This is a genomic window from Streptomyces lacrimifluminis, from assembly GCF_014646095.1.
Taxonomy (GTDB): domain Bacteria; phylum Actinomycetota; class Actinomycetes; order Streptomycetales; family Streptomycetaceae; genus Streptomyces; species Streptomyces lacrimifluminis.
Map to the genome: position 1 here is coordinate 43787 of NZ_BMMU01000030.1, position 25737 is coordinate 69523.

The 25737-nt window shown below is 72.0% G+C and carries 24 protein-coding genes and 1 riboswitch; of the genes, 12 read left to right on the forward strand and 12 right to left on the reverse strand.

The window, feature by feature from the left end:
• Positions 1-38: 38 nt before the first annotated feature.
• The 3 genes from IEY89_RS32480 to thiO form a co-directional block, all read right to left on the reverse strand.
• Complete coding sequence (locus IEY89_RS32480) at positions 39-833, reverse strand: thiazole synthase (protein ID WP_189151109.1); 795 nt, start codon at positions 831-833, stop codon at positions 39-41.
• Positions 834-836: 3 nt separating this feature from the next.
• Positions 837-1037, reverse strand: coding sequence for a sulfur carrier protein ThiS (gene thiS, locus IEY89_RS32485; RefSeq protein WP_189151154.1), 201 nt, complete (start codon positions 1035-1037; stop codon positions 837-839).
• Between the two features lie 8 nt (positions 1038-1045).
• Positions 1046-2209: a glycine oxidase ThiO gene (thiO, locus tag IEY89_RS32490; RefSeq protein ID WP_189151110.1), complete on the reverse strand. Its 1164-nt coding sequence runs from the start codon at positions 2207-2209 to the stop codon at positions 1046-1048.
• A riboswitch (TPP riboswitch) is annotated at positions 2207-2319 on the reverse strand. Its footprint overlaps the gene before it by 3 nt.
• Positions 2320-2370: 51 nt before the next feature.
• Between thiO and IEY89_RS32495 the strand changes: the two genes are divergently transcribed.
• The 6 genes from IEY89_RS32495 (at position 2371) to IEY89_RS32520 (ending at position 7496) form a co-directional block, all read left to right on the forward strand.
• Positions 2371-2763: an avidin-fold protein gene (locus tag IEY89_RS32495; protein WP_189151111.1), complete on the forward strand. Its 393-nt coding sequence runs from the start codon at positions 2371-2373 to the stop codon at positions 2761-2763.
• A 32-nt stretch (positions 2764-2795) separates the two neighbouring features.
• A complete protein-coding gene (locus IEY89_RS32500) occupies positions 2796-4034 on the forward strand; it encodes an NAD(P)/FAD-dependent oxidoreductase (protein WP_373287319.1) in 1239 nt (412 codons plus the stop codon).
• A gap of 97 nt (positions 4035-4131) precedes the next feature.
• A complete protein-coding gene (locus IEY89_RS32505) occupies positions 4132-4503 on the forward strand; it encodes an Rv2175c family DNA-binding protein (protein ID WP_189151112.1) in 372 nt (123 codons plus the stop codon).
• 103 nt (positions 4504-4606) lie between these two features.
• Entirely contained in the window at positions 4607-5293 is a 687-nt protein-coding gene (gene thiE, locus IEY89_RS32510; RefSeq protein ID WP_189151113.1) for a thiamine phosphate synthase, read from the forward strand.
• Positions 5294-5457: 164 nt separating this feature from the next.
• The gene (gene metF, locus IEY89_RS32515; protein WP_189151114.1) at positions 5458-6381 is read left to right on the forward strand and encodes a methylenetetrahydrofolate reductase [NAD(P)H]; all 924 of its coding nucleotides are present in this window, start codon (positions 5458-5460) and stop codon (positions 6379-6381) included.
• A gap of 56 nt (positions 6382-6437) precedes the next feature.
• Positions 6438-7496 (forward strand): SCO2102 family sporulation regulator, encoded by a 1059-nt coding sequence (locus tag IEY89_RS32520; protein ID WP_189151115.1) that lies wholly within the window; start codon positions 6438-6440, stop codon positions 7494-7496.
• 46 nt (positions 7497-7542) lie between these two features.
• Here the strand turns inward: IEY89_RS32520 and IEY89_RS32525 are convergent, their stop codons facing one another.
• From IEY89_RS32525 to IEY89_RS32545, 5 genes are all read right to left on the reverse strand, one after another.
• On the reverse strand, positions 7543-9051 hold the full coding sequence (locus IEY89_RS32525; RefSeq protein WP_189151116.1) for a phytoene desaturase family protein: 1509 nt from the start codon (positions 9049-9051) through the stop codon (positions 7543-7545).
• Positions 9052-9133: 82 nt separating this feature from the next.
• Positions 9134-9748, reverse strand: a complete 615-nt coding sequence (locus tag IEY89_RS32530) for a DUF4126 domain-containing protein (RefSeq protein ID WP_189151117.1) — start codon at positions 9746-9748, stop codon at positions 9134-9136.
• A 382-nt stretch (positions 9749-10130) separates the two neighbouring features.
• Positions 10131-10760, reverse strand: a complete 630-nt coding sequence (locus tag IEY89_RS32535) for a TetR/AcrR family transcriptional regulator (protein ID WP_189151118.1) — start codon at positions 10758-10760, stop codon at positions 10131-10133.
• A gap of 44 nt (positions 10761-10804) precedes the next feature.
• A complete protein-coding gene (locus IEY89_RS32540; RefSeq protein ID WP_189151119.1) occupies positions 10805-12889 on the reverse strand; it encodes a YhgE/Pip family protein in 2085 nt (694 codons plus the stop codon).
• Positions 12861-13655 (reverse strand): ATP-binding cassette domain-containing protein, encoded by a 795-nt coding sequence (locus tag IEY89_RS32545; RefSeq protein ID WP_189151120.1) that lies wholly within the window; start codon positions 13653-13655, stop codon positions 12861-12863. Before IEY89_RS32545 ends, IEY89_RS32540 begins: the two co-directional genes overlap by 29 nt.
• A gap of 175 nt (positions 13656-13830) precedes the next feature.
• On the opposite strand from IEY89_RS32545, the gene IEY89_RS32550 reads away from it, so the two are divergent.
• The 3 genes from IEY89_RS32550 to IEY89_RS32560 all read left to right on the forward strand — a co-directional run bounded on the left by IEY89_RS32550 (position 13831) and on the right by IEY89_RS32560 (position 15957).
• Positions 13831-14367, forward strand: a complete 537-nt coding sequence (locus tag IEY89_RS32550; protein WP_189151121.1) for an SAV_6107 family HEPN domain-containing protein — start codon at positions 13831-13833, stop codon at positions 14365-14367.
• A gap of 133 nt (positions 14368-14500) precedes the next feature.
• Entirely contained in the window at positions 14501-15271 is a 771-nt protein-coding gene (locus IEY89_RS32555; protein WP_189151122.1) for a methyltransferase, read from the forward strand.
• A gap of 275 nt (positions 15272-15546) precedes the next feature.
• On the forward strand, positions 15547-15957 hold the full coding sequence (locus IEY89_RS32560) for an SCO2097 family morphological protein (RefSeq protein ID WP_189151123.1): 411 nt from the start codon (positions 15547-15549) through the stop codon (positions 15955-15957).
• 105 nt (positions 15958-16062) lie between these two features.
• On the opposite strand, the gene IEY89_RS32565 is transcribed toward IEY89_RS32560, so the two are convergent.
• From IEY89_RS32565 to IEY89_RS32580, 4 genes are all read right to left on the reverse strand, one after another.
• Entirely contained in the window at positions 16063-18453 is a 2391-nt protein-coding gene (locus tag IEY89_RS32565) for a transglutaminase TgpA family protein (protein WP_189151124.1), read from the reverse strand.
• Positions 18450-19823, reverse strand: coding sequence for a DUF58 domain-containing protein (locus IEY89_RS32570; RefSeq protein WP_189151125.1), 1374 nt, complete (start codon positions 19821-19823; stop codon positions 18450-18452). Before IEY89_RS32570 ends, IEY89_RS32565 begins: the two co-directional genes overlap by 4 nt.
• Positions 19820-20860: an AAA family ATPase gene (locus tag IEY89_RS32575; protein ID WP_189151126.1), complete on the reverse strand. Its 1041-nt coding sequence runs from the start codon at positions 20858-20860 to the stop codon at positions 19820-19822. The genes IEY89_RS32570 and IEY89_RS32575 overlap by 4 nt, the downstream gene beginning before the upstream one ends.
• 250 nt (positions 20861-21110) lie before the next feature.
• Positions 21111-21659 (reverse strand): beta-class carbonic anhydrase, encoded by a 549-nt coding sequence (locus IEY89_RS32580; RefSeq protein WP_189151127.1) that lies wholly within the window; start codon positions 21657-21659, stop codon positions 21111-21113.
• 390 nt (positions 21660-22049) lie between these two features.
• Here IEY89_RS32580 and rsmH point away from each other — a divergent pair, with 390 nt between their 5' ends.
• The 3 genes from rsmH to IEY89_RS32595 are packed head-to-tail and all read left to right on the forward strand — an operon-like array spanning position 22050 to position 25567.
• Positions 22050-23006, forward strand: coding sequence for a 16S rRNA (cytosine(1402)-N(4))-methyltransferase RsmH (gene rsmH / locus IEY89_RS32585; RefSeq protein WP_189151128.1), 957 nt, complete (start codon positions 22050-22052; stop codon positions 23004-23006).
• A gap of 21 nt (positions 23007-23027) precedes the next feature.
• Positions 23028-23609, forward strand: a complete 582-nt coding sequence (ftsL, locus tag IEY89_RS32590) for a cell division protein FtsL (protein WP_189151129.1) — start codon at positions 23028-23030, stop codon at positions 23607-23609.
• A gap of 5 nt (positions 23610-23614) precedes the next feature.
• The gene (locus tag IEY89_RS32595) at positions 23615-25567 is read left to right on the forward strand and encodes a peptidoglycan D,D-transpeptidase FtsI family protein (RefSeq protein ID WP_308437469.1); all 1953 of its coding nucleotides are present in this window, start codon (positions 23615-23617) and stop codon (positions 25565-25567) included.
• Positions 25568-25737: the final 170 nt, after the last annotated feature.

The following is a 25737-nucleotide window of genomic DNA, read 5'->3' on the forward strand; positions in this document are numbered from 1 at the left end:
GTGGGTGGGAGATCAAAGGGTGGTGAAGCGCCGGGTGCCTAGAAAGCAGGTCGCTCGGGATCCAACGCGGCCAGCCCGGCAACGGGGGACGACGCCGCAGCGAAGTGCCGCCGGGGTATCCGCCCGGCCCGGTAGGCCAACCGCCCCGCCTTCACCCCGCTCCGCATGGCGGCAGCCATCAGCACGGGCTCCTGAGCCCGGGTGACGGCGGACGCCAGCATCACTCCCGCACACCCCAACTCCATCGCCAACGCCACATCCGACGCCGTCCCCGCCCCCGCGTCCAGAATCACCGGCACACGCGCGTGCTCCACGATCAGCTGGAAGTTGTGCGGGTTGCGAATCCCCAGCCCCGACCCGATCGGCGACCCGAGCGGCATGACCGCGGCGCACCCCACGTCCTCCAGCCTGCGTGCCAGCACGGGGTCGTCGTTCGTGTACGGCAGCACGGTGAACCCGTCCTCCACCAGCACCTCCGCCGCGTCCAGCAACTCGATCGGATCCGGCAGCAGCGTCCGCTCGTCGGCGATGACCTCCAGCTTCACCACGTCCGTCCCGAGCGCCTCCCGGGCCAGCCGGGCCGTCAGCACGGCCTCCCCGGCGGTGAAGCACCCCGCGGTGTTGGGCAGCACCTGGATGCCCAGCCGGTCCAGCACCGACAGCACCGACCCGTGCACCGAGGGATCGACGCGCCGCATCGCGACCGTCGTCAGCTCCGTGCCGGAGGCCACCAGCGCCCGCTCCAGCACGTCGAGGCTGGGCGCACCCCCCGTACCCATGATCAGCCGGGACGTGAAGGCCGTACCGCCGAGGACGAAGGGATCGTCGGCCATGGCTCAGCCCCCCTGGACGGCGGTGAGGACTTCGACGCGGTCACCCTCGGCGAGGGCGGTCGACGACCACCGCGCGCGCGGGACGACGGTTTCGTTGAGCGCGGCGGCCACCCCGGAGGGCGCCGGGGTGAGGGAACTCACCAGAGTGTCGAGCGCGGTTCCCGGGGAGACCTCGCGCCGCCGGCCGTTGACCAGAATGTTCAGGTGATGGCTCATGCGAACTGCTCCATGCGTACGGTGTCGAACCGGCGGGGTGTGAAGGCCCGGGCCTCCTCGGGCAGTTCACCGGTGGCCAGCGCGCAGGCCAGCGCGTCACCGGTGACCGGGGTCAGCAGCACACCGTTGCGATAGTGGCCGGTGGCCAGCAGCAGCCCCTCCAGGGCGGTCGGACCGAGCAGCGGCGCGTTGTCGGGGGAGGCGGGGCGCAGGCCGGCCCGTGTCTCGGTCAACGGCAACTCGGTGATCCCGGGGACGAGTTCGTGGGCGTCGCGCAGCAGCTCGTACACGCCGCCCGCCGTGACCGTCGTGTCCCAGCCCAGTTCCTCGCTCGTCGCCCCGACGACCAGCTCACCGTTCTCGCGCGGCACCAGATAGACCTGGCTGCCGCGCACCACGGCCCGCACGGTCCGGCTCAGGAACGGCGCGTACCGCTGCGGCACGGTCACCCGCAACACCTGCCCCTTCACGGGCCGTACGGGCGGCAGCACGGCCTCCGGGACGCCCGCGAGCCGTCCGCTGAGGCTGCCCCCCGCCAGCACGATCGACCCGGCGGCCAGTTCGTCGCCGTCCGAGTCGGTCACCGACACGGCCCGCTCCCGCCGTACGTCGAGCCGCTCGGCCCAGGTCCGGCGCAGCACCACCCCGGCCCGCTCGCACGCGTCCACCAGCGCCCCGGCCAGCCGCCGGGGGTCGATCTGGTGGTCGCCGTCCACCCGCAGCCCCCCGCGCACGCCCGGCGCGAGCATCGGCTCCAGGCGCCGGCACTCACGCCCCGAGAGCCACTCCGACTCCAGGCCCGACCGCTGCTGCAGGGCGTGCAGTTCGCGCAGTTCGGCGCGGTCGTCGGCGTCGAGTGCGACGGCGAGCGTGCCGCAGCGGCGGTAGCCGAGGTCGTGGCCGGTCAGCTCGGTGAGCTCGGCCACGAAGTCCGGGTAGCGGCGGGCCGACTCCAGGTTCAGCCCCAGCAGGGTCTGCTCGCCGTGGTGCAGCTCCGTGACGGCGGCCAGCATCCCGGCCGCCACCTGCGCGGCCCCGCCGCCCGGCTCGGGATCCACGACGGTCGTGGCGAGCCCGCGCTGCGCGGCCCGCCAGGCCGTCACCAGCCCGATGATCCCGCCTCCGACGACAACGACGTCCGAGGTGTGTGTACGCGACATGGGCGTCCAGCCCCTCCCTTCGCCGGCATGACCCGGATCAGGTTCGTACGGTCGGAGGCCGCCCAGCCTCCCTCTCAGCCCGGTGCGTCCGGGCTCCCGCGAGTGCTTACGCTGGTCACCCTAGCCCGCGGGGCAACTCACATGTAAGGGAGCCTCCGCCCATGGCCCGATCGCTCGACGGTCTCGTCCTCGCCCCGGTCATGGACCAGGCGCCGGGCCAGGTGGGTACGCGCACCCGGTTCACCTACCACGAGCAGGACGGTGGGATCTGGGCCGAGTACGCGGGCGGGGATGTCGTACGCGGCCGTCTCGTGGGTACGCGGGAGGGGGACCGTCTCGACTTCCGGTACGTGCAGCTGAAGCTCGACGGGACGACGTCCTCGGGCCACTGTGTGTCCGAGGTGACCGAACTGCCGGACGGGCGGGTGCGGTTGACGGAGACCTGGGAGTGGGAGTCGCAGCCGGGCAGTGGGACGAGCCTGGTCGAGGAAGTCGCGGAAGCCGAACGAGTCGAGCCCGTGGGTGTGCAGCAGGTCACTGACCGCGCCCACTGACTGACAATTTGTCAGTTGTCTATGGTGATCGGGTGAGTGAGCAGACGCAGACACAGGGCACACAGGGCTTGTCGCAGCCGCGGCGCGTGGTCGTCGTGGGTGCGGGCATGGCCGGGGTGCAGAGCGCGGTCGCCCTGCGGGAGCAGGGGTTCACCGGCACCGTCACGCTGTTCGGCGCCGAACCCCATCAGCCGTACGACCGGCCCCCGCTGTCCAAGGCCGTCCTGCTCGGCAAGGCGGAGGGCTCCGCCTTCGACGTCGACTTCGAGGCCCTCGGCATCGAACTGCTGCTCGGGCGCGAGGTGCTGGGCGTCCGGGCCGGCGAACACGAGCTGGACACCCCTGAGGGACCCGTGCCCTACGACGCCCTGGTCCTCGCGACCGGCGCCGAGCCGATCCGGCTGCCGGGCACCGAGGGCGTACCCGGTGTGCATCTGCTGCGCACCCTCGACGACACCGAGCGGCTGCGGCCCGTACTCGCGCGCCAGCACGACATCGTGGTCGTCGGGGCCGGCTGGATCGGCGCCGAGTTCGCCACCGCCGCGCGCGAGGCCGGCTGCGCCGTCACCGTCGTCGAGGCCGCCGACCGGCCGCTCGCGGGCGCCCTGCCCGCCGAGGTGGCCGCGCCGATGGCCGCCTGGTACGCCGACAGCGGCGCCTCGTTGCGCACCCACGCGCGCGTGGCCCGCGTCGAGCCCGGCGCGGTGGTGCTCGACGACGGCTCGCGGCTGCCCGCGGGCGCTGTCGTCGTCGGCATCGGGGCCCGCCCGGCCACGGCCTGGCTCGCGGGCTCGGGGATCGCCCTGGGCGACCACCGCGAGGTCGTCGCCGACGACCACCTGCGCACCTCCGCGGCGGATGTCTACGCGGTCGGCGACTGCGCCTCCTTCCCGTCGGGAAGGTACGGCCGGCGCCTTCTGGTCCACCACTGGGACAACGCGCTCCAGGGACCCCGCACGGTCGCCGCGAACATCATCGGGGAGACCCCGGCGGTCTACGACCCGGTCCCGTACTTCTGGTCGGAGCAGTTCGGCCGCTTCGTCCAGTACGTCGGCCACCACCAGTCCGCCGACACCACCCTCTGGCGCGGCGACCCCTCAGGCCCCGCCTGGACGGTCTGCTGGCTGCGGGAGGGCCGTCTGGTCGCCCTGCTGGCCGTGGGCCGCCCCCGGGACCTGGCTCAGGGGCGCCGCCTGGTCGAGGCGGGCACCCTGATGGACGCCGAGGCGCTGACCGACCCGTCCCGGCCCCTGAAGGCGGCCACGGCCTAGCGCGACGCGGCTGACGAGATGGCTCGACGCCACCGGATCGGCGCAGGTCGGAGGGGCTTGGCTTCCGACTGTCAGTGCGGGATGGCAGGCTTGTCCCGTGACCGAGATTGACGCAAAGACCGATGCTCTCGTGCCCGCCTGGCTCACGCTGCCCGATATCGCGGAAATCCTCGATATCGAGGTGACACGCGTCCGGCAGCTGGTCAGGGAGGGCCAAGTGATCGCCGTACGCCGTGGTGAGAACCGCGCGTTGCACGTTCCCGCCGCCTTCATCGACGGGGTCGAGCAGAAGGTCGTCAAGGGCCTCACCGGCACCCTGACGCTCCTGAGGGACGACGGCTACTCCGACGAAGAGATGCTGGAGTGGCTCTTCACTCCCGACCCGAGCCTGCCCGGCACCCCCGCGCAGGCCCTCGCCGAGAACCGCGGCACGGAGGTGAGGCGTCGCGCCCAGGCGCTCGCCGTCTGATTCGCCCAGCCGTTCGATGTGCGGGCTGCGGTCCGCACACCGCCACACAGGGGCGCGCCCGGGGGAGAACATCCCGGGGGCGCGCCCATGGGGGGACAACCGTATGCCCGAGACGTCCGACACCGTGCCCGGGGCAACCGCCGACACCGGCACGGCCCGTGCCCGGCTCGCCGACGCCCGGGTCTACCTCTGCACGGACGCCCGCAGACGGCAGGGCGACCTCGCCGAGTTCCTGGACACCGTGCTGGCCGGCGGGGTCGACATCGTGCAGTTGCGCGACAAGGGCATGGAGGCGGCCGAGGAACTGGACCACCTCCAGATCTTCGCCGACGCCTGCGCCCGGCACGGCAAGCTCCTCGCGGTCAACGACCGGGCGGACGTCGCCCACGCGGTCCGCGCCGACGTACTGCACCTCGGCCAGGGCGACCTGCCCGTCCCGGCGGCCCGCGCGATCCTCGGCCCTGACGTGCTCGTGGGCCGTTCCACGCACGCGGGGTCCGAGGCCGCCGCAGCCGCCGTCCAGGAGGGCGTCGACTACTTCTGCACGGGCCCCTGCTGGCCGACCCCCACCAAGCCGGGCCGCCACGCGCCCGGCCTCGACCTGGTCCGTTACACGGCGGCTCTCGCCACCGAGCGCCCCTGGTTCGCCATCGGCGGCATCGGCCTGGGCAACCTGGACGAGGTACTGGAGGCGGGTGCCCGCAGGGTCGTCGTCGTACGGGCGATAACGGAGGCGGACGATCCGGGCGCGGCGGCGGGTGAGTTCGCCAAGCGGCTGCGAGTCCTGTAGCCGGGCGACGGGACATCCCTGAGTTCCGGGAGATCCCTGAGGTCCGGGTGTCCGAGTCCGGGTGTCCGAGGCGTGGTGTCCGAGGGGTGGACAACAAGTCGACAATCCGGGCAAATTCCCTCCATCCGGTTGGGGGACCGCCGCCCCCTGACTAACCTGCGGGTATGGCCCTCGGAACCGCGTCCACCAGGACTGACCGCGCTCGCACCGTGCGTGACATGCTCGCGTCCGGCAAGACCACGTATTCCTTCGAGTTCTCGGCGCCGAAGACTCCCAAGGGCGAGCGGAACCTGTGGAACGCGCTGAGAAGGGTCGAGGCGGTCGCGCCGGACTTCGTGTCCGTGACGTACGGCGCCGGCGGGTCGACGCGCGCGGGAACGGTCAAGGAGACCCAGCAGATCGTCTCCGACACGACGCTCACCCCGGTCGCCCACCTCACCGCGGTCAACCACTCCGTCGCCGAACTGCGCAACATCATCGGCCAGTACGCCGACGCCGGCATCCGCAACATCCTGGCCGTGCGCGGAGACCCGCCCGGCGATCCGATGGCCGAGTGGGTGGCGCACCCGAGCGGTCTGACGTACGCGGCCGAACTCGTGCGTCTCATCAAGGAGTCGGGCGACTTCTGCGTAGGCGTCGCCGCCTTCCCCGAGACGCACCCGCGCTCTCCCGACCGGGACACGGACGTCACGCACTTCGTCGACAAGTGCCGGGCCGGCGCGGACTACGCGATCACCCAGATGTTCTTCCATCCGGAGTCGTATCTGCGGCTGCGGGACGCCGTCGCGGCGGCGGGCTGCCCGACCCCCGTCATCCCCGAGGTCATGCCCGTGACCAGCGTGCGGATGCTGGAGCGGTTGCCGCAGCTCAGCAACGCGGCCATCCCTTCCACCCTGAAAGAGCGGATCCTCACAGCCAAAGACGACGCGGCGGCTGTACGCTCCATTGGCATCGAGTTCGCCACGGAGTTCTGCGCGCGACTGCTGGCCGAGGGAATCCCCGGACTGCACTTCATTACGCTGAACAACTCCACGGCATCGCTGGAAATCTACGAGAACCTGGGCCTGCACCACCCACAGCGGGCCTAGACCGGCCACACCGGCGTACGACACACTGCGTAGCGGCCACTGGGAGAGGGGCGTACATGGGCTGGACGGTCCTCTACATCGCGTTTGGCATCGTCGCGTTGTGGCTACTCGGCGAGGTTCTGCTGCAGTACAAGGCGCGGCTGCGCTGGCGACTGCTGGCCTTCGTCGGCTTCCTCGGCGTGGTCCTCGGCGTGCTCATCTCGCAGGTACTGGTCATCGGCCTGGGCGCCGCGGCCTTCGCGGTCGGGCAGACGTACGTCACCCTGTCGTTCCGCAGCGGCTTCTCGGCCGGTTGGGCCGTTGCCGGCCGCTCGGGCTTCCTCGCCCGGTTCGGCAAGGGCAAGGGCCGTGGCGAGGGGGAGTACAAGGACCCGACCCTTGAGGTCTCCGGCCTGGAGGCGCGCGAGGGCGCGTACGGACCGGGCAACGGCGCCGACGCGGGCTTCGACGGCAACTCCGCCGCCGGCGTCGGGAACGACGCCTACGACACCGGTGCCGGAACGTACCGGCAGGGCGACGACTTCGACCGCGACTACGACCGGGACGATGTCTTCACCCCCGCCCGTTCCGCCCGGCCCGCGGGGGCCGAGAGCGGCGCCGTCTACGAACCGCAGCCCCTCCCCGACGACACCGGCTCGTACGGCATATACAGCGACGCCGCGTACGCGGCGGCGACCGGCCAGGACCAGCCGTACGCGGCGGCCCAGAGCGGCGACCAGACCTACGGGTACGACGGCTACACCGGCTACGACCAGCAGCAGTACGGCTACGACGCCTCGGGCCAGCAGCAGTACGCCGCCTACTCCGACCCGTACATCGGCCAGGGCTACGGCGGCAACTCGTACGACGCCGGCTACGACCAGCAGCAGTACGGTCAGCAGGGCTACGGCCAGGACCAGTACGGTCAGCAGGGTTACGGCGAGACCCCGGCGAGCGGTGTCTGGGTCCCGCAGCAGCGGAACACCGACGACCCGTTCTCCGGCGGCGAACTCCCGCCGGAGCAGCAGTATCCGTACCAGGACAACGGCCAGGGCACCGGCCACGGCCAGGACAGCGGCAACGACAACGGTCAGACGAACGGGCACGGGTACGACGAGCAGCAGTACCGCTTCTAGCCGCGCCGCTTCCGGGGGACCGCCTCCCCGCCCGGGTTCCCGGGGTTCACTGCGAGCCCCGGAAGCCCGGCCCCTCCACGATCAGCCCCGCCACCAGCGCGCCCGACATGCCCGCGTGCGGAAGGCCGCCCCCGGGATGCGACCAGCCGCCCACGCGATACAGCCCCGGTAGCCGGGTGCTGTTGGAGGGACGCAGGAAGTACCCCTTCCCGCCCGCGAGCGAGGGCGCGGGCATGCCCCCGCAGAAGGCGCCCGTCTCGTCCCCGTTGTGACCGGGTGTTCGTGTCTCCTGCCACAGGATCCGCTCACGCAGCCCGGGAATCGCGGCCCCGGCCTCGTGGACCATCATTTCCACGAACGGCTTCGACGAGCCGTCCGCAGCCCAGTCGCCCTTCGGCCGTGCCGTCGCCGTCAGGACCACGGACTCGTGCTCCTCGTCCGGCCGCAGCGCGGGATCGTCCGGCCGCAGTACGGTCACCGTGGGCCGCACCGGGCCAGGTCCCTCCCCGCTCACCCAGTTCAGCTCGGCCCCCCGGTCCGGAGTGTGCACGACCGTGCGATGCGCGGCCTCCGCCTCCCGGGCCCCGCGCAGGGCCAGCAGCACGGTGAACCGGCCCGGTGACGGCGCCGACGCGTCGGGGAACACGTCACCGTCCTCGTCGAGCGCGTGCTTCGTGAGTCCCCTCAGCCGTCCGGGATCCACGCCCGCCACGACATGGTCCGCCTCCGTCACCGTCCCGTCGGCCAGCTCCAGCCCCGCCGCCCAGCCGTCCTTCTCGACGATCCGCGTGACCTCGGCGCCGAAGACGAACTCGACCCGCCGGGCCACGCACCGCTCGTACACCGCACGCGCCAACTCCCGGATACCGCCCCGGACGTACCAGGTGCCGAAGGCGTGCTCCATGTACGGCAGCACGGCCGCGCTCGCCGGAACGTCCCGGGGGTCGAGGCCGTACGCCAGGGCGTGGCTGTCCAGGAGAGCGGTCAGGCGCGGATCACGCAGCTCCCAGGCGGCGATCTCGGCGAGCGTGCCGGCCCGGCGGGTGCGCAGCAGCCGCTTGTGGGGGACCGCCGGATAGGGCTCCCGCTCGGCCAGCACCTGCCAGTCGGTCCACAGGGGCTCCTCCAGGAGCGGCCTGCGGGTGCGGTCCCAGGCCTCGCGCGCCCTGACCAGGAAGTCACCCCAGCGGTCACCCACGCCGGCCCCGAGAGCCGCCTCCAGGGCCTGGACGACGCCCGCGCGGGACGCGTTCGGCAGGGCCACCTCAGTGCCGTCCGGGAAGACATGCCGGGAGGACGGGTCGACCTGGACCAGGTCGACGCACTCCTCCAGGGGCTGCTTGCCGGTCTTGACGAACAGGTCGCGGTAGACCGCGGGCAGGGTGAGCAGCCCGGGGCCCGTGTCGAACGAGAAGCCGTCGCGCTCGAAGCGGCGCACCGCTCCGCCGTACGTCTCCCCACGCTCGTACACCACCACCCGGTGGCCCGCGACGGCCAGCCGGGCAGCGGCTGCCATCGCGCCCATGCCGGCGCCGATCACCGCAATCCGTGCCATGCCAGGGACTTTATCGGCCCCCACTGACAGTCCGGCCACGGGTCTGTGACCAGGCAGTTCGCGACGACGCGGGTGGCCTGGATCAGCCCGGTGGCCATCCGGTCCGGGCCGCGAGCCGTTTCTCCTCGCGCCGCTGGGCCCGGCGCCGCAGGAACCGTCTGATCCGGGAGGCCAGGAAGAACAGGACGACCAGGCCGGCGAGCAGCAGGCTGCCCGCGATGATCGCCGCCGCCTCCGGGTTGAACATCGCGAACGTCACGATGCCGCCGACCCCGAGATCCTCGGCGAGGCTCAGGATCACGTTGCTGAACGGTTCCGGCGAGGTGTTGACCGCCATCCGCGTGCCGGCCTTGACCGCATGGCTGGCCAGCGCCGTCGAACCCCCGATCGCGCCCGCCGCGAGATCCGGCAGCGAACCGCTGTGACCGGCCAGCAGCGCCCCGACGACGGCCCCGGAGACCGGCCGGATCACGGTGTGCACCGCGTCCCACGCCGAGTCCACGTACGGGATCTTGTCGGCGACCGCCTCGCACAGGAACAGCACGCCCGCCACGACGAGCACCTCGGGGCGCTGCAACGACTCGGGCACCTCGTCGCTCAGCCCGGTCGCGCCGAAGACACCGAGGAGCAGCACCACCGCGTAGGCGTTGATGCCGCTGGCCCAGCCGCTCGTGAAGACCAAGGGGAGTACGGACACGGACGCGATGGTAACCAGTCGGCAACGGCGCGTCCTGGGGTTGAGTGCGCAGGGCTGAGTACGCGTACCTAGGGCGAGAGATGAGTAGCCGCACGGATGGGCTGCGACCTGCGGGAACGAGAGAGTGGAGCCACGGGAAAGGGCACGGCTCCGGTACCGCCGACACGGGGCGGCGGAACGGTGCCGGTGCCCTGGACCGCTCCTTCCGCCGATCCGTCGGCGGAAGCGAGGCACGGGGGGACCCGGGGGAACGACCGCACGGGGGAACGGGGAAAGCGGGGGAGGGAACGGGGGAGCAGGAAGGAAGCGCCGGTTCGAGGCGGCCCGCGGGGGACGCGGCCACATCGGACCGGCGCTTTCCCGCGCGTCCGGACCCGCTCGCTCAGCGGTTGCCGCTCACCCGTCCCTGGAGCAGCCGGGACAGCGCCGAGTGGACGTCGTCCAGGGAGCGTTCCGGCTGGAAGGACTGCCAGTCCAGGGCGGCGACCAGGACCATGCCCACCAGGGCCGCCGCGGTCAGCGGGATGTCGATCTCGTCGCTGAGCTCGCCACCCGCCACCGCCTCGCGCAGGACACCTTCGACGACCGCCACCGCCTGCTGTCTGACCACCATCAGGGTGGACTGCCAGGTGCGGTTGGTGCGCCACAGCTCGGCCACGTAGAGCTGGGTGAAGGCCGGGTACCGGCTGATGAAGACGAGCCCGGCCCGGATCATCGCGTCCAGGGCGTCGACCTTCGTGCCGCCGTCCCGGTCGGTCCGCTCGGCCGCCTCCCGGAGAGAGGCGGTGAGGAGTTCCACGCCGTGCCGCAGCAACTCCTCGAAGAGGACCGACTTGCTGGCGAAGTTGTAGTAGACCGTGCCCTTGGCGACTCCGGCCCGCTCGGCGATCTCGTCCACCGTGGTGGCGGAGAAACCCTGTTCCGCGATAAGTGTGACGGCGGCCTCGTAGAGCTTCTGCCGGGTGGCCTCGCGGCGCGTACTGCCGCCGGACGGGGTGCTGCTGCGTTCCATGGCCCTGATTCTCACAGGAACAGCGGGCCCACGCTGACGAGACGTCACAGGCTCAACTCCGGGTGCAGCCGGTCCAGGGTCCACACCTGCCTGCGGCGGGCCGACAGGGCGGTCAGCGCCAGGGCGCCGGCCGTGAACGCCGCCAGCACGGCACACGCCTGCCACACCGGCCCGAGCCCACCGCCCGTGATGAGCCTGCGCAGGGCCTCGACGACGTAACTCATCGGCATGAAGGGGTGGATCGCGTTGAAGAAGCCGGGACTGGTCTGTACGGGATAGGTGCCGCCCGCGGACGTCAACTGGAGCATCAGGAGGGCGAGTACGAGAATCCGGCCCGCCGCTCCGAAGCGTGCGTTCAGCCACTGGACGATCGCCGCGAAGCAGGCCGTGACCAGGAACAGGAAGCCCACCGTCCCGGCCGCCCGGACCATCTCCAGGCCGATCGCCCAGTGCAGTACGGACATCAGGGCCACGGTCTGGAGCACACCCAGGGCGGCCACCGGGAGCCAGCCCGCCAGTGCGATGCGCCACGCCGGGGCGCCCGCGGCGAGTGCCCGCCGGTTGAGCGGTGGGATCAGCATGTAGGCGACCATCGCGCCCACCCACAGGGACAGCGGGATGAAGTACGGGGCGAATCCGGTGCCGTAGTTGGGCGCCTTGTGCAGGTCCCTGGAGGCGAGCTGGACCGGGTCGGACATGACCTCGGTGCGCGCGTCGCGGTCCTGCCGGTCGTAGTCGGGGATCTGCCCGGCGCCGTCGTGCAGCCCGCCGGCGAGTTTCCCGGAGTCGTCGGCGAGCCTGAACATGCCTCCGGAGAGGTCGTCCGCACCCGTCTTGAGGTCGCCGACGCCCGTGTCCAGGGTGGTCGCGCCGGTCCTGGCGGTGGCGAGCCCGGTGTGCAGCTTCCGCGCTCCCGCGGCGACCTGGGCGGCCCCCGCGTTGAGCTTGTCGACCTTCCGGACGGCGTCGTCGAGGTCCTCGGAGAGGCGCGGCGCGCGGTCGGCGAGCGCCTGGGCCTGCTTCTGGAGGGTGGCGAGGTTCCGGTCGAGGCGGTCCAGATCGCCGTTCTGGTCGGCGATCAGCGTGTTGACGTCGTCGGCGACCGTCGCCACGTCCGCCGCCGCGTCCCTGGCCTTCCTCAGGTCCGCGCAGGCGGCGTCGGGCAGTACGGCGGTCTCGCAGCGCGCCCGGTAGACCCCGTTCAGCGTGTCGGAGGCCGTGTGGGCGCCCTTGGCGGCGGCCGGGGCGGCCTTCACGAGGGTGCCGAGGTTGCGCCGGACCGTACCGGCCGAGTCGGCGACGAGCCGGGCGGAGTCCCCGATGGTCTTCTCGTTGTCCTTGAGGAAGGGCCCCAGCCGGTCCGAGACGCCGTGGACCCGGTCGGCGAGCGTCTGCGTGCCCGTCGCGACCTGCCGCGAACCGTCCGCCAGATCGCCCGCGCCCGTGTCGAGCTTCCTCAGCCCCCGGACCAGCTTGCCGCTGCCCGCCTTGGCGTCCTTCAGCCCCTCGGCGAGATCCTTGGAGCCCCGCTCGGCCTTGCCGATGCCGCCCGTGAGGGTGTCGGCGCCCTTGGCGGCCTTCACGGTCCGGCCGTGGATGTCGGAGAACGAGACGAAGATCCGGTCAAGGAAGGACCGCGACGCCTTGGTGGAGGCGGCCGTCCGCACCTCGCCGAACACCGTCCGGGAGATCTGGCCGACGATGTAGTTGTTGGCGTCGTTCGTCCGCACCTGGAGCGCGCCCGTCTCCGGGGAGTCGCCCGAGCTGGAGGCGATCCGCTCGCTGAAGTCGGCCGGCATGGTCAGGGACAGGTAGTACGTGCCGTCCTCGACGCCCTCCCGGGCCTCGGCTGCGGTCACCTCGTGCCACTCGAAGGTGTCACTGTCGTGCAGCCCCTTGACGATGTCCGCCCCGGCGGCGAGCTTCCTCCCCGCGACGCTCGCCCCCCTGTCGTCGTTCACCAGCGCCACGGGGATGCGGTCGAGCCTGCCGTACGGGTCCCAGAAGGACCACAGGTACAGGGCGCCGTACAGCAGCGGCAGCAGCAGGAGCGAGACCAGCGCGGCCCGCGGGAGCCTGCCCCGGCCGAAACGCCTGAGCTCAAGCGCGGCCAGTTTCGGGGAGCGCATCCACCGTCTCCTTCTCGTGAGGCTCTTCCTCGTACGTCTTCTCGTCCGTCTGCTCGTCCGTCTCCTCCGCGCACGGCGACGTCGACACGGGGACGGCCCCTTCGGGCGCCTCGCCGCACACCGCCACGACGGTCGTCCCGGCCTCGGCGAGGGACCGCAACAGCGTCCACACCTCGGCCCGTTCGGCGTCCGACAGCTTCAGGTCGGCGTCGTCCACCCCCAGCAGCCGCGGCCCGCCGATCAGGGCCAGCGCCACGGACAGCCGCAGCGCCTCCAGCCGCTCCAGATCGCGTACGGCGGTCCGGGAGCCCTTCGGCAGCGCGTCGCGGTCGAGACCGGCGGCCGTCAGCGCGGCGTCGACGCGCCGCTCCGTCTCGGCCGCCCGCTCCGACCGTGGCCGGAGCAGCCCGCGCAGGGAACCGCCGAACCGGCGCTCCAGCAGCGCCCGTTCCCGCAGGTGCTCCCCGACGGTCAGGGCGGGGTCGAGGTCGGTGACGCCGGGCACGTGCGCGAGCGCGCTCACGCGACGCACCGCCGCCGACTGCTTGGGCAGGCTCCACTCGCCGACCGTGGCCGACCCCTCGGCGGCCCTCATCCGGCCGGTGAGCGCGAGCAGCAGGCAGGTGCGTCCGGAACCGGACGGCCCCTCCACCGCGATCAGCGAGCCGGGCTCCGCGTCGAAGGACACCTCACGGAATGCCCAGCCGCGAGGCCCCTTGAGCCCGAAGGCCCGGGTGGTCACCCCGAGCCCGTGCGGACCGTCCACAGTTCCCGCCCCCTCGGCATTTTTTGCACTGACTGGTCAGTGCAAAAACTAACCCGAACCTTCGATCGAAGCAAAAGAGCAGGTCAGAACGGATTGTCAGTGGCATACCGCACGATGGGCACATACGGCACCTCCCGTCGGGGCGTGCCGTCACACAGACGACAGGAGGTTCGTCATGGCCAGCTCGAACGCAGCCGCCGCCCGTCGGCGCCGCGCCCCCGGCCCTGCCCCCTCACCGACCGGCCCGGCGGGAGACGTGCACCCCGTGCTCCGCCGGGCCACGGCCCCGCCCGCAGCCCTCGACCTGCTCGCCCAGGCCCGCGCCGGACTCGACGAGGCGGCCGTCCTGGAGACCGCGAACGAGCGGTACGCCACCGCCCACCTCGCCGCCCTGCGCACCGCAGCCGCCGTGCTCGCCGCCCGGGGCCGCCCCGAACCCACCCCTCGGCGTCGGGCGCGCATCCGCAGTGCCTGGGAGGTGCTTCCCGAGATAGCGCCCGAACTCGCCGAGTGGAGCGTGCTGTTCGCCTCCGGTGCCCGCCGCCGAGCCCGCGCCGAGGCCGGCATCCAGGGCGCGGCAACCAGCCGCGACGCCGACGACCTGATACGCGACGTGGCGATGTTCCTGCGCCTCGTCGAACGGATGCTCGTCCTCCAGCCGGTGCTTCCCCAGCCACGCCAGGACCCGGACCCGCCTCCGGACGCGGGCTGAGACGGATGACCGGCCCTCTCACGGAAGGCAATAAGGTGGGGAAGTCGCGCCTTTCCGCAGCCCACCGGGCCGGGAAGGCACCCCGTTCGCTCCGCCGCGCAAGAGGCGGTGCCGCGCCGAGGAGTCACCTGCCGTGCCGGACCCCACGCGTCCCCGCTCCTCCCTCCGTACCGCAGTGGTCTGGGAAGTCGTCTCGGACGCCCTGGAGCGCCGCGTCAAAGCCACGGGGCGTGAAGCGCTGGACGTTCTCGACACCGGCGGCGGCAGCGGCAACTTCGCGGTGCCCGTCGCCCGCCTCGGCCACCGCGTCACCGTCGTCGACCCGAGCCCCAACGCGCTGTTCGCGCTGGAGCGCCGGGCCGCCGAGGCCGGCGTCGCCGACCGCGTCCGGGGCGTCCAGGGCGACGCGCACGGCCTCTTCGACGTGGTCGAGCGAGGCGGCTACGACGCGGTGCTCTGCCACGGCGTCCTGGAGTACGTGGACGACCCCGCCGAGGGTGTCCGCAACGTGGTGGCCGCCCTGCGCTCCGAGGGCGTCCTCAGCCTGCTCGCCGCCGGACTCGGCGGCGCCGTGCTCGCGCGGGCCCTCGCCGGGCACTTCAAGGAGGCCAAGCGGGCGCTCGACGACCCGAATGGCCGCTGGGGCGAGAGTGACCCCGTTCCCCACCGGTTCACCGCCGAACAGCTCACCGCGCTCGTCGAGGGTGCGGGCCTGCGTGTGGGCGCCGTGCACGGCGTGCGGATCTTCGCCGACCTGGTGCCCGGCGTCCTCGTGGACACCGAGCCGGGCGCCCTGGACGCGCTGCTCAAGCTGGAGGCCGCGGCGGCCGAGCAGGCCGCGTTCCACTCCGTGGCCACCCAGCTCCATGTGCTCGGCGAGACCCCGGGTGCCGTCGAGGTCTGAGTCACCTCCAGGGGCGCACCGCTGATCAGCGGCTCGGCCGCAGATGGAGTACGCCACAGGCCCCCCGATCGGCGGCCCGGAGCCGTATGATCGAGGGAGACCGCTCTGCATGACGGGCCGGTTGCTGGGGAATGAACGCCTCAGTGAGCCGGGACGGCCATGGCGGATTCCGGTTGCCAATTGGCGTAGAGGGGCGGGTTTCACGGGGGCGATTCCCTGCCTATCCTGAAGGGGACCCCCGGTCGCCCCGGCGACTGCACGATGAGGAGGACTCCGTGCCGCTCTCGGAGCACGAGCAGCGAATGCTCGAGCAGATGGAGCGAGCGCTGTACGCCGAAGATCCCAAGTTCGCGACAGCGCTTGAGGGAAGCGGGCTGCGCACGTACACCCGGCGACGGGTCTACCAGGCGGTCGCGGGCTTCCTCGTAGGTATCGCGCTCCTCATGGCCGGAATGGTCGCACAGCAGATTTGGGTCAGCGTGGTGGGATTCCTCGTCATGCTGGGCTGTGCGGTATTGGCCGTGACAGGTTGGCGCAAGGCTCCCAAACCGGGTGAACAGCCCGCTGCGGGTGCCGCTCCCGGAGCTCCGCACGCCGACCGACAGGGTCGGCAGCGGCGCTCGATGATGGATCGCATCGAAGAGCGCTGGCAGCGCCGCCGCGACGAGCAGCAGGGTGGCCAGTAGCCCGGTGGGCCGCAGTTCCCCATGGTGTGACCGCAAGACGTGACATGCCGGTGGCCCGGAACCCCCAAGGGTTCCGGGCCACCGGCATGTCCGGCTGTCGGGCCGTCAGCCGTGCTGGCCCCACGGCTTGCGCAGGACCGGCCTGGCCGCCAGAGCGCGTGCGCTGAGCGCCGCCCAGCTCGCCGACAGCGCCCACATCACACGGACGGTCGAACGCGGGGCGAACATCGCGTGCAGCTTCGTGCCCCGGCCCACCGTGGCGCGCAGGGCCTCGGTCACCCGGCGCACGTCCTCCGCGAGCCCCACCGTCGGACGAGGGCTGGGCGCGTACAGGACCTGCTCCACGGCGTCCGCCACCCGGTGGACGGCGTCCGCCGCCGCCGGATCGAGGCGGCCGAGGCGCACGATCCGGGCAGCCGCCTTGCGGGGCGTCTGGGACTCCTCCGGACCGATGCCGAAGTCCCAGGCGGTATCGGCCAGTTCCTGCCAGGCCGACAGCGCGTGGACTGTCGCGTCGGCGTCACCGCGGCCGTGCGCCCCGAGCCGTACGGCCCGGATCCGCAACCGCCACAGCATCGGCAGCAGCAGAAGCGCCAGCAGGGCGAGCGCCGCCAGCGTCCAGCCCAGCGCCGCCGACCACCAGCCGCTGTCGTCGTCCTCGCCCAGCGCGGCCTGCGCGGACTCGGTCGCGCACCCACCGTCCAGCCGCCGCTGCGCCGCCGTGCAGGTCTCGCTCGCCGAGGCGGAGTCGGAGGGCGCCACGGAGGCGTCCTGGGACGGCACGTCGGGGTTCGGGATGTCGCTGCCCGGAGCCTGGGACTGCGTGTACTCGGGCACGGAACCACGGGTCGGGGTCGGCTCGAAACGCGTCCAGCCGACGCCCTCGAAGTACAGTTCCGGCCAGGCGTGCGCGTCGCGCAGCCCCACCGAGACCGTGCCGTCCGGCTGCGGGGTGCCCGGCGCGAAGCCCACCGCGACCCGGGCCGGAATGCCCAGCGTGCGGGCCATCGAGGCCATCGCGAAGGAGAAGTGGACGCAGAAGCCCTCCTTGTCCCTCAGGAACCGTGCGATCGCGTTGGAGCCGCTGCCGACCTGCACCCGTGTGTCGTACCGGAAGCCGCCGCTCACCGCGAACCAGTCCTGGAGCTTGACCGCCTGCTCGTAGGCGTCGGCCGAACCGGCGGTGACCTCGCGCGCGGTGCGTGCGACGATCGCCGGCAGCGACTCCGGGACCTGCGTGAACTCGCGCACCAGCGCCGGGTCCGGCTCCGGAGCCTCGGCGAGCTGCTGCGCGGTCGGCTGCACGTCCAGGCTCGTCACCGTGTAGCGCACGCCGCGCGTGTTCTGGCCGTGGTCACCGACGAGGGTGCGGCCCACCGGCTCGAACCGCCAGTTGCCGTCGATCTTCACACCGGTCGCGGGGTACGGCATCGGCAGCCAGTCCTGGGCGTACCAGTTCGCCGCCGCGATGGTGGTCGTGATCTCGGAGCGCCGCACGTCCGCCCTCAGACCGAGCGGTGTCGGGAACGTGTCCGGCACGTCCTGGATCTGCCGCTGGGCCGGCTTCCACGCGGTGCCGTCGAAGGAGTCGAGCGAGACGATCCGCAGATACAGGTCCTGGGTGTCCTCGCTGCTGTTGCGCACGGACATGACCTGGCGGTCCTCGTCCACGTTCAGGCTGTCACGCAGCGACACCAGCGGGTTCACGGCGGAGATCGTGCCGCCGCCCCCGCTGCCCGACCCCACACCGCCGCCCGCGGCGCTCAGCAACCCGCCGTCGAGCGAGGGCAGCGCCAGCGGCACCACCAGAGCCACGCCCAGCGCGACCGCGCCGATCCGCCGTCCCGTGCGGACGGGGGCGATCGCGCCGCCGCTCGACTGGTCGCCCGGGGCGCGTGGCCCGCCGCCGAAGACCCGGCCCCACTGGGAGAGCCGGTCCCGGCCCTCGGCCAGGAGCAGCATCAGATAACCAGCCGCGGCCAGCAGGAACCACACCCAGCCACCGCTGCCGTCGGCCAGCCCGGCGGCGACCGAGTACAGCGCGAGCAACGGCAGACCGGCCGGAGCCGCGCTGCGGAACGTCACCGCGAGGGTGTCCACCGCGAGCCCGATCAGCAGGGCACCGCCGACCAGCATCAGCCGTATGCCGTCGGACAGCGGCGCCGGGGTCGCGTACCGCCCGACGTCGTCCGCGCCGTTCTGCAGCAGGGTGCCGAACTGCTGGAAGGCGTCGGGGCCGGGAATCAGGCCGAAGAACGCCTGCTCCCGGGCGAAGACCAGGGTCAGCAGGACGAGCGTGACGAGGAGCTGTGCCGCCACCGTCAGCGGCCAGGCCAGCGGCACCCGCCGGGCGCCCGCGCCGACGATCGTCTGTATGCCCAGCAGAATGGCCGCCTGGAGCAGCCAGCTCACGTCCTCGACCAGCGGCAGCAGAGCGCACGCCGTCAGGATCGTGGCCACCCAGGCGCACAGCGCCAGTCGTGCGCGCCCGCTCATGACCGTCCCTCCCCGCCGCTGAGGGCACCGAGACCGGAACGTTCCCGGTCCGCCTGACGCCACAGCTCGCTCAGCGCGGCCCCTCTGGGTACCCGCACCGCCGTCCAGCCCGCCTCGCGCAGCATGCGCAGCGACTCCTCGCCCGGGTCCTCGGGACCCGGCACATCGTGGGGTTCCCGCACCCAAGTCTCACTGTCCAGCACGAAGGCGACCGCCCCACCGCTGCGCTGCCGCATCTTGGCGGCCACCGTGGCCTGCTCCTCGTCGAGGTCGCCGAAGAACGCCATCAGGAGCCCCTCACCGCCGGCGCGCAGCACGTCGTAGGCACGGGAGATGTCCGTACCGTCCGAGTGGTCGATCACCGCGAGCGTGTCCATCATCAGTCCGGCCGCGTCCGCCGACCCCTGGCTGGCGCCCGCGAAACCCTCGGCGCCCTCGCCGGGCACGGAGTTGCCCGTGTCCGTCAGCAGCCGTACGGAGAAGCCCCGTTCGAGCATGTGGACCAGGACGGACGCGGCGCCCGACACCGCCCACTCGAAGGCCGAGTCCGGGCCCGCGCCCAGGTAGGCGATGCCCCGGGTGTCGAGGAGCACCGTGCAGCGGGCCCGCTGCGGCTGCTCCTCCCGGCGCACCATCAGCTCGCCGTAGCGGGCGGTGGAGCGCCAGTGCACGCGGCGCAGGTCGTCGCCGTAGCGGTACCCGCGCGGGATCACGTCGTCCTCGCCGGCCAGCGCAAGCGAGCGGTTCCGTCCCTCGCCGTACCCCCTCGCCTCACCGGTCAGCCGCACCGGCGGCAACGCGTCCACGCGCGGGATCACCGTCAGGGTGTCGTACGTCGAGAAGGAGCGGGTCAGTTCGCACATGCCGAACGGGTCGGTCAGCCGCAGCTGGAGCGGGCCCAGCGGATAACGGCCCCGCAGGTCGGAGCGGACGCGGTAGGACACCTCGCGGCGCCCGCCCGCCTCCACCCGGTCCAGGACGAACCGGGGGCGCGGTCCGAGCACGTACGGCACCCGGTCCTGGAGCATCAGCAGGCCCGTGGGCAGCCGCGAGACGTTGTCCATCCGGAGATGGACGCGGGCCTCGGCGGCGGCGGGCACACGCGCGGGGGAGAGCCGGCGGCTGCCGGCCACCCGGTAGCGCGTGCGGTACAGGACGGTCGCGCAGACCAGCGGCAGCACGGAGAGCAGCAGGCCGACCCGGAGCAGATCGCTCTGCCCCAGGACGTACGCGCAGATGGCGGCGGCGACCCCGGCGGCCAGGAAGGAGCGCCCACGGGTGGTGAGACCGGCCAGCGCCGTGCGCACCCCGCCCTTGTCACCCTTGTCGTCCGGGTCGTCCTCCGGGTGTCCCGGCGCCCCTGCGCTCATCCAAGCCTCCGGGGCGGCTGCTGGCCGAAGTCGGGCGCGGAGCGGCCCATGCCGAAGCCGCTCTGCTGCTGGGGCGCCGCGGGCACCGGGGTGCGCTGGAGGATCTCCTGGACGACCTGCTCGGAGGTACGCCGGTTCAGCTGGGCCTGGGCGGTGGGCAGCAGGCGGTGGGACAGGACGGCCACGGCGAGGGCCTGGATGTCGTCCGGCAGCGCGTACTCCCGGCCGCTCAGGGCGGCGGACGCCTTCGCGGCGCGCAGCAGATGCAGCGTGGCGCGCGGCGAGGCACCGAGTCTGAGGTCGGGGTGCGTACGCGTGGCGCCGACCAGGTCCACCGCGTACCGCCGGACCGAGTCCGCGACGTGCACGTTGCGGACGGCCTCGACGAGCTTCACGATGTCGTGCGCGTGGGCCACCGGCTGGAGGTCGTCCAGCGGCGAGACGCCACCGTGCACGTCCAGCATCTGCAGCTCGGCCTCCGGACTCGGGTAGCCGATGGAGACGCGGGCCATGAAGCGGTCGCGCTGTGCCTCGGGGAGCGGGTAGGTGCCCTCCATCTCCACCGGGTTCTGGGTGGCCACCACCATGAAGGGGCTGGGCAGTTCGTAGGTCTGCCCGTCGATGGTGACCTGGCGCTCCTCCATGGACTCCAGGAGCGCGGACTGGGTCTTGGGCGACGCGCGGTTGATCTCGTCGCCGATCACGATCTGCGCGAAGATCGCCCCCGGTTTGAACTCGAAGTCGCGGCGCTGCTGGTCCCAGATGGACACACCCGTGATGTCCGAGGGCAGCAGGTCCGGCGTGAACTGAATGCGCCGCACGGAACAGTCGATGGACTTGGCCAGCGTCTTCGCCAGCATGGTCTTGCCGACGCCAGGGACATCCTCGATCAGAAGATGCCCTTCGGCGAGCAGCACGGTCAGCGAAAGCCGTACGACCTCAGGCTTGCCCTCGATCACTCCCTCCACCGAACTGCGGACTCGCTCCGCGGTGGCGGTCAGATCAGTGAGGCTAGCTCGATCGTCATAGGTCGTCACACGGCCCTCCTAGGCCCGTTCTTTCTCCGGGCCGACGCTCTGCGATGCGGACCGGCCCACCCCGAAACACGGACACCACGCGGGGAAAGCCCCGCGTGACGTCACACCCGCATTCTTGTTGCCGTTACCGGTTCGTGTCACTCGCCTGTGGATAACTGGCAGGGGTATGTCTGATTTTCAGGCCTTTTCGGCCCTGAAGTGAAGGGTAAATTTCGTAGAGACATACGTACGGATGGGCAGTCCGGTTCGGTTACGCGGGGTCGATCTCTCGCAGCAGGCCCGACTTCACGTCGAAGACGAAGCCGCGGACGTCACCGGTGTGCAGCAGGAACGGGTTGGTGCGCACCCGCTGCATCGACTGGCGTACGTCCTGGTCGACGTCCCGGAAGGCCTCCACGGCCCAGGCGGGGCGCTGGCCGACCTCGGCCTCCAGCTCCTGCCGGAAGTCCTCCGTGAGGGACTCCAGGCCGCAGCCGGTGTGGTGGATGAGGATGACGCTGCGCGTGCCGAGCGCCCGCTGGCTGATGGTCAGGGAGCGGATCACGTCGTCGGTGACGGCACCGCCCGCGTTGCGGATGGTGTGGCAGTCGCCGAGCTCGAGACCGAGCGCGGCGTGCAGGTCGAGACGGGCGTCCATGCAGGCCACGATCGCCACCTGCAGTACGGGGCGGGCGTCCATCCCCGGGTCGGTGAAGGCGGCCGCGTACTGTCCGTTGGCCTCGACGAGACGGTCGATGACGGTGTCGTCGGTGGCTACGGCGCCTTCGGGTCCGGTGGGAACTGATGCGGAAGTCGTCATAAGCATGACGGTACTGGTCACCCCCGTCGCGGGCCCGCTGTGAGAGGGGACAAAGAACATCAATGAGCGTTGTTGTGAGGTAACCCACACGGGTGGTGCGAGTGTGCCCGTACGAGTGATTGTGGGCGATTCGCGGCTTGCCGGGGCAGGGCGCACCGCGCGCGGGCCGGTTGATTGACCGCACGACACCGTGGACTAAAGTGACGCGAAGCGGGAGCCGAGACTCCCTGCTGGATTGATTGATCCCCCGCGTGCGCGGCGCGTACGTACGGCTCGGCCTCCTCCCGCTCCCGGTCGGCTGACGCTTCGGGCGCCGGCAGGCCTCCCCTTCTCCGAGCGGGCGGGGACCCGGCGGTGCGTAAGGCACCGTGCCGGACCTGAGAGGGCCCCTTGAGCAACAGTCGACATGTCCCGGTGATGCTCCAGCGGTGCCTGGACCTGTTGGCCCCCGCACTGGAGCGGCCCGGAGCGGTCGTCGTCGACTGCACGCTCGGGCTCGGCGGCCACAGCGAGGCGCTGCTCGTCCGTTTCCCCGAGGTCCGGCTGGTCGCCCTCGACCGCGACAAGGAGGCACTGCGCCTCTCCGGGGAGCGGCTCGCCCCCTTCGGTGAGCGGGCCGACCTGGTGCACGCCGTGTACGACGAACTGCCCGACGTACTCGACCGGCTCGGCCTGTCGAAGGTCGACGGTGTCCTCTTCGACCTCGGTGTCTCCTCCATGCAACTCGACGAGGCCGACCGGGGGTTCGCCTACGCCCAGGACGCGCCGCTCGACATGCGCATGGACCAGACGACCGGAATCAGCGCCGCCGAGGTCCTCAACACCTACCCGCCGGGCGAGCTCGTCCGGATCCTCAGGGCGTACGGCGAGGAGAAGCAGGCCAAGCGGATCGTCTCCGCGGTCGTGCGTGAGCGCGACAAGGAGCCGTTCGGCAACAGCGCACGGCTCGTCGAACTGATCCGCGACTCCTTGCCGCAGGCCGCCAAGCGCACCGGCGGCAACCCCGCCAAGCGCACCTTCCAGGCGCTGCGCATCGAGGTCAACGGTGAACTGGCCGTCCTGGAACGGGCGATCCCGGCCGCGGTGAAGGCGCTCGCCGTCGGCGGCCGGATCGCCGTCCTGTCGTACCACTCGCTCGAAGACCGGCTGGTCAAACAGGTGTTCGCGGCCGGTGCCGCCAACACCGCGCCTCCCGGCCTGCCGGTCGTGCCCGAGCGTTACCAGCCCAGGCTCAAGCTGCTCACCCGTGGTGCCGAACTTCCCACCGAGGAAGAGATCGCCGAGAACCGGCGAGCCGCCCCGGCACGACTGCGCGGGGCCCAGCGCATCAGGGAGGACGCCGAGTGAGGCGTACGGAGGGAACCGCGGGTGAGTAGGAATCCCGAACTGAAGGGGCGCGCCGCCCGGCTCGCCCGGCTCTTCCCCACGGGGCCGGGTCAGGCCGCCCGTACCCCCTTTGTCCTGCTCGTCGTCTTCCTGCTGGGCGGCGGTCTCATCGCGCTCCTGGTGCTGAACTCCGCGCTCAGCGAAGGCGGGTTCCGCCTCGACGACCTGCAGAAGGACACCAAGAGCCTCACCGACGAGGAACAGGCGCTCCAGCGGGACGTGGACGCCTATGCCGCGCCCGACGCCCTCCAGCGCCGGGCCAGGGAACTCGGCATGGTGCCCGGCGGCGACCCGGCCTTCCTCGACCCCGACGGCACCGTCAGGGGTGTCCCGGGGGCCGCGGAGCCGGCGGCGCTGCGGATCCCGGCGGTCGTCCCGCCCGGGACGAACGTCCCGGAGCCGGCGCCCACGCCCAATGCCTCGCCCTCGCCCACCGCCTCGCCCACTCCGACGCCCGAGGCGACATCTACGCCGGCCCCCTCCGCGTCGGCGTCCCCGGGGCAGGCACCGTCAGTCACTCCCACCCCTACGCCCACCCTCCCCTCCACGACCCCCGGCAGGTGACGGAAGTGTCCGACAGGGAACTGCCGCGCCGTCGCGTGCCCGCCCCGGCCAGGTCCGCCCGCCCCGGTGCCGCCCGGCGTCCGGGTCCCGGCGCCCGCCCCGCCCGCCGCCCCGCCCCCGGGCGCCCCACCGGGCCCAAGGTCATCCGGCTCGGCAGCCCCCGGCCCCGGCTGCGCATGGTCAGCCTCGCGCTGGCCCTGGTGCTGATCGCCTTCGTCGTACGGCTGCTCCAGGTGCAGGCCGTCGACGCGCGCGAGTACGCCGCCAAGGCCGAGCAGAACCGGTACGTCGGCCGCACCCTGGCCGCCGAACGCGGTGAGATCACCGACCGCAACGGCGTCGAACTGGCGACCAGCGTGGACGCGTACGACATCACCGCCGACCCGTCGATGTTCACGCCGAAGAGCACGAAACTGGGCGACGCCCCCGAGCAGGCCGCCGCCCTCCTCGCGCCGATCCTCGGGCAGGAAGCGGAGAGCATCGCCGAGAAGCTGAAGACGCCGGACACGCGCTACACGCTGCTCGCCCACCGCCGGACCCCCCAGGTGTGGACGCAGATCAAGGACCTGAAGTCCACCCTGGCCGCCAAGTCCGAAACCGACCCGGACACCGTCAACGTCCTCGCCGGTGTGCTGGCCGTCCCCGCGAGCAAGCGCGTCTATCCGAACGGCGGACTCGCCGCCGGACTGCTGGGCTGGGTCAGTGCGGACGGCAAGGGCGGCGGCGGTCTCGAACAGCAGCTGAACGGCGAACTGGCCGGGCAGGACGGCGAGATCCGGTACGCCCAGTCGGGGGGACGGCAGGTGCCCACGGCCGACTCCACCGAGAAGCCCGCGGTGCCCGGTGCCGACGTCGAACTGACCATCGACCGTGACATCCAGTGGGCCGCGCAGAACGCCATCACCGAGCAGGTGAAGAAGTCGAAGGCGGACCGCGGGTACGTGATAGTGCAGGACACCCGGACCGGCCAGATCCTCGCCATGGCCAACTCGCCCGGCTTCGACCCCAACGACCTCACGAGGGCGAACCCGGACGCGCTGGGCAACGCGGCCCTCCAGGACGCCTACGAGCCCGGCTCCACGGCCAAGGTCATGTCGATGGCCGCCGTCCTGGAGGAGAACGTGGCCACGCCCGCGACGCATGTCGTCGTACCCAACCGGCTGCACCGGGGAGACCGGCTCTTCAAGGACGACATCGACCACCCGACCTGGTACCTCACCCTCAACGGCGTGCTCGCCAAGTCCAGCAACATCGGCACCATCCTGGCCACCGGTCAGCTCGGCAAGACGCAGGCGCAGTCCAACCAGGTCCTCTACTCCTACCTGCGCAAGTTCGGCCTCGGCAGCTACACCGGGCTCGGCTTCCCCGGCGAGACCAAGGGCATCCTCGCGCCGCCCGACCAGTGGTCGACCTCCCAGCAGTTCACGATCCCCTTCGGCCAGGGGGTGTCCCTCAACGCGCTCCAGGCGGCCTCCGTCTACTCGACGATCGCCAACGGCGGCGTCCGCGTGGAGCCCACCCTGATCCGGGGCACCAAGGGCGCCGACGGCCGGTTCACCCCGGCCGCCGAACCGAAGAAGACCCGGGTCGTCAGTGCGAAGACGGCGAAGACCCTCGCCAGGATGCTGGAGTCCGTCGTGGACGACGAGGAGGGCACCGGCACCAAGGCGCGCATTCCCGGCTACCGGGTGGCGGGCAAGACGGGTACGGCCAACCGCGTGGATCCGGCCACCGGCCGCTACCACGGCTACACGTCGTCGTTCGCCGGGTTCGCACCCGCCGACAGCCCTCGCATCACCGTCTACTGCGCCATCCAGAACGCCACCACGGGCAGTTACTTCGGAGGTCAGATCTGTGGCCCCATCTACAAGGAGGTCATGGAGTTCGCCCTGAAGACCCTTCAGGTGCCGCCCACCGGGGCCAAGGCCGCGAATCTCCCCGTGGCCTTCACACCCTGATCAGCACGGAAACCAGCCAGGAAACAGCTCGTGAACACGATCTCTCCCGACCCGGGGCACAGCGCCCCGGCGCACGCCCCGGCCGCGCCCTCACTTCGCTCGTCCGGGGGTGCGCCCGGTACGCTCACCGCCGTGCCAAACGCCGATCAGTACCAAACCACCCAGAAGGG